The sequence below is a fragment of the Rathayibacter tanaceti genome, from assembly GCF_001634385.1.
Taxonomy (GTDB): Bacteria; Actinomycetota; Actinomycetes; order Actinomycetales; family Microbacteriaceae; genus Rathayibacter; species Rathayibacter tanaceti.
Genome location: NZ_LIIN01000183.1, coordinates 1 through 3,756 on the forward strand (window position 1 = coordinate 1; position 3,756 = coordinate 3,756).

A 3,756-nucleotide genomic window follows, 5' to 3' on the forward strand; every position below is an offset into this window, starting at 1 on the left:
CCAAACCATCCGGATCGATATTTTGGCGCCAAGATAGTCGAGTGCACCCGGGTGCGATCATTGAGGCCTATTCAAAATGCTTCCCGGTAGAATTCTGCGCCGATGATTGCTGCGATGGTTTCGGCGAAGGGTCTGTAGGGGCGGCGGTAGTCGGTGTGGAGAATTATCCAGGTCTTCAGGTTCGCTGTCGCCTGCTCGATTTGGTAGCGGATGCGGTTGATGTGGGTGTTGACGTGTTTCTCTTCTTCGGAGAGTTAGCCGCCAGCAAGGTTCTTCTTCGGGGAGAAAATCCCGAGTCTGTTCTAGCCGCGGTCTCCGAAGTGGCGGGGTTCCTCGGCCGGGTCATCGAGGAAACCGGATTCTCGGAGCGCTTTTACGTCGCGGACACCGCCGGGAAGCTGGGTCGGAAACCCAGACACGGTGGCCATCGAGGGTGCCGGCGACGTGTAATTCATGCCCGTGCACTTGTTCTTCCCGGAGTACAGCTCGGGCCGGTCTCGCCGGGCCCAGCAAGGGAACAGCCTGCCATCGACGATGTACTGGCCGTTCGGGTCGAGGTCATCGACCGTCGGCATGCAGTCGACCAATGTGGCCGTCACAAGGGGCACGAACGCCGCGATGGTCCGCGAGATCGTCGGCTGCGACACGCCGACCATCTCCGCCAACTGAGGCTGGACGCTATTGCATCGCAGACAGGCCAGAGTGACGGCAACGGAACGGAAGAGAGCCACCGTCGGCTTCTTCCCCACTATCCGTTCCGCCCTCGACATCAATAGCGCTACCCTCGCGCAGAGATTCTATATTTCCGCCACAGTGAAACCTGTCCCGTGATACATCCGTGATGGTTCTTGCCGAAGATCGATTGTGTTAAATCAATTCTCTTAGGAGAATCGTCACTTTCAGTTATGCCACGTGTGCCCGAATCGACTCAATACAGGTGTTTTGAACGAATCTCATGAAAGGGTAAAGCGGTCTTTTATCCGCGGCAACGGAAACGGTTCAGGAATTCGGTGGCGGTAAAGGTGGAATTCGCTGTCAGGAATTGCAGATCCGGACACATGTCTTCTCGTAGCGATGCTGGCTGAGGTACGCATCCGAAATCCTCGGATCCGTTTTCGCGAATGCGAATTTGGCCGGTCTCTCCTGGGGAAAGCGTGAGGTGCGACCATGAGCATGCCCAATCGACAGGGCTCGCCGTGTCGTTGACGATGTTCACGTCGTGGGACGGGGCCTCGAGCAGCGTTCCGTGGATCCAGAATCCGACGAGGATAATGGAGGTCACGACTGACAGCGCAACGGCCGGCCATCGGCGGCGGCGAGATCCCTGGCGGCTCCTTCCGACAGCCTCCGTCTCGAAGATCCGAAAAAGGTTTCGACTAGTCATGGGGTGTCAGATCCCTCGCGTCACGATCGCGGCATCCGATGGAGGTGGGGCGATGAGATCTCGTTTGGTCACACTGGGACAATACGGGTGGAGGGTTCGGTGAGCGAGTACCTGAGCGAAATTTGTCGTACAGGACGGTCCTGAACCTCGATCGAAGCGCCCCGCAGCGTCGAGCCGCGGTCGCTGCGAGCCTCCGGGATGCCTCAGCCGGGATGCGCTGACGCCCCGCCGTGAGGAACCGCGCAGCGGCGGTACGATCACGGCGGGGCGCCTCAGCGCGACGCCACCGCGATCTCGATCGGTGCGCCCGGCAGCGTCGTCGAGGCGAGCACCGAGCCCGTCGCGATGTCGACGGCGTGCACCGCGGAGGAGGCCGGCTCGGTCACGTACGCGACGTCGCCCAGGACCGTCAGCGCGGGGTGCGCGTCCTGCCACTCGATCGGGCCCGTCCACGGGTCGATCACGGGGGCGGAGGCCGTGATCGCCCCGGTCTCGACGTCCATCGTGTGCAGGGCTCCGTCGGTGCCCAGGATCACGGCGTTGTCGTCGGCCGTGCGCGCGATGTCGCGCCAGGTGTAGCCGAAGTCGAGGTCGATCACGCGCGAGTCTTCGCGACGGTGTCCGTCAGCACGACCTTCGAGAGTTCGACCCCCTCCTTGTCGGGATCGTCGTTGTAGTCGCCGACCGTGATCGGCGAGGTCTCGCTCACGTACTGGTTGCCGGTGCGGCCGTAGGGGTCCGGGGCCGTGATCTTCGTGAAGGCTCCGTCGTCGTAGACGAGCACGCCGTTGCTGCAGCCGAACACGGCGATCTCGTCGGCCGCCGCTCCCTCCCCGTGCACCGAGGGGCAGTCCTCGCTGCGGGCGGTCTCGGTGCGCGAGGCGTCCAGGGCGCGGACGCCGGTGCGCGACTCGCTGTCGCCGATGGTGGTCAGCAGGGTGCCGTCCTCGAGCTCGATCGAGACGCCGTGGTGCGCGGCGGGAGCCGGCACCGTCTCGGTCTCGGGCAGTCCGCCCGCGAGCAGGTCGTCCGAGGTGTAGATCGTGGTGTCGCCTGTACCGTCCGAGAAGAGGATGGTCTTTCCGCCGTGCCGGACGACGTGCCCAGGCGTCGGCGCGTCGAAGACCAGGTCGGTGAGCTCGGGCTCGCCGCCCGTGTCGAGCACCTGGAAGCCGGTGTCGGTCGAGACGAGCACGTGCCGCCCGTCGCCGGCCGAGTTGAGGCGCACGAAGCCGGAGTGGGCGATGTCGCCCTCGGTCTCGAGCGTGGCGGCGTCGAGCACGACGAGACCTCCGTCGTAGCTGAGGGCCACGCGGGGGCCGGTGTCGGCGGAGGCGGCGGGCAACGCGGGCGCCGCGCCTCCCGGGCCCGAGCAGGCGGTGAGCGCGAGGGCCGCGGAGGCGGCGAGTGCGGTGCCGACGAGGGCGCGGCGGTGGCGGTGGTTCATGGGTTCCTTCCGAGGTGGTGGTCGTCGATCAGGGGGACAGCCCCGAGACGAGGAGACGCTCGTTGGCGCGCATCATCTCGAGGTAGGTGGGGGCGCCTCCGTCGGCGGGGGTGAGCGACTCGGTGTAGAGGGCGATCACCTCGACGTCGACGTCGGCCTCGTCGGCGAGCACCTGCACGAGGCGGTCGGGCTGGGAGGCGTCGGCGAAGATCGCGGGAACCCCCGCCTCCTCGATCGCCTGCGTCAACTCCTCCAGGTCCGAGGCGCTCGGCGCGGCGAGCGTGGTCCCGCTCGGCAGCACGGCGCCGATCACGCGGAAGCCGTACCGCTCGGCGAGGTAGCCGAACACGTGGTGGTTGGTGACGAGGACGCGGCGCTCGGCGGGGATCGCGGCGAACGCCTCCGCCAGCTCGCCGTCGAGGGCGACCAGCTCGGCGCGGTAGGCGGTCGCTCGCTCGCCCGGCGCGGCTCCCGCGGCGGTGAGGGCAGGGCCGAGCCCGTCGACCACGTCGATCATCCGCTGCGGGTCGGTCCAGAAGTGCGGGTCGGTGGCGCCGTCGGAGTAGGCGAGCGGCTCGATGAGCTCGCCCGCGGCGATCACGGGCACGCCCGCCTCCGCCGCCGCGTCGACCTGCTGCTGCAGCCCCTCCTCCAGCCCGAAGCCGTTCGACACGATCAGGTCGGCGTCGAGGATGCGCGCCGCCTCCTGCGCCGAGATCTCGAACGAGTGCGGGTCGGCGCCGGGCGGCATCAGGGTCATCACCTCCGCCTCGTCGCCCACCAGCTCCTCGACGACATCGCCGAGGATGTTCGTGGTCACCACGATCAGCGGCCCGTCGGCCGAGGCGGTGCCCGAGCAGCCGGCGGTCAGTGCGCCGAGCGCGAGCGCGGCGGAGACGGCGACGGCGCGCACGACGCGGCGGGC

General features: G+C 67.0%; 4 protein-coding genes. All 4 read right to left on the reverse strand.

Going from position 1 to position 3,756, the window contains the following annotated elements:
* Positions 1-302 precede the first annotated feature (302 nt).
* Complete coding sequence (locus ACH61_RS16505; protein ID WP_132505278.1) at positions 303-731, reverse strand: hypothetical protein; 429 nt, start codon at positions 729-731, stop codon at positions 303-305.
* A gap of 925 nt (positions 732-1,656) precedes the next feature.
* A complete protein-coding gene (locus ACH61_RS18615) occupies positions 1,657-1,983 on the reverse strand; it encodes a hypothetical protein (RefSeq protein ID WP_236713706.1) in 327 nt (108 codons plus the stop codon).
* A complete protein-coding gene (locus ACH61_RS14430; protein ID WP_236713707.1) occupies positions 1,980-2,831 on the reverse strand; it encodes a hypothetical protein in 852 nt (283 codons plus the stop codon). Before ACH61_RS14430 ends, ACH61_RS18615 begins: the two co-directional genes overlap by 4 nt.
* Positions 2,832-2,859: 28 nt before the next feature.
* Positions 2,860-3,756 (reverse strand): zinc ABC transporter substrate-binding protein AztC (gene aztC / locus ACH61_RS14435; protein ID WP_236713708.1); only part of this gene is annotated, 897 nt, incomplete at its 5' end.

What these genes read in the sequence shown, in the direction of transcription:
- ACH61_RS14430 (WP_236713707.1), bottom strand. Translation starts at nt 2,831, where the DNA reads ATGAACCACCGCCACCGCCGCGCCCTCGTCGGCACCGCACTCGCCGCC.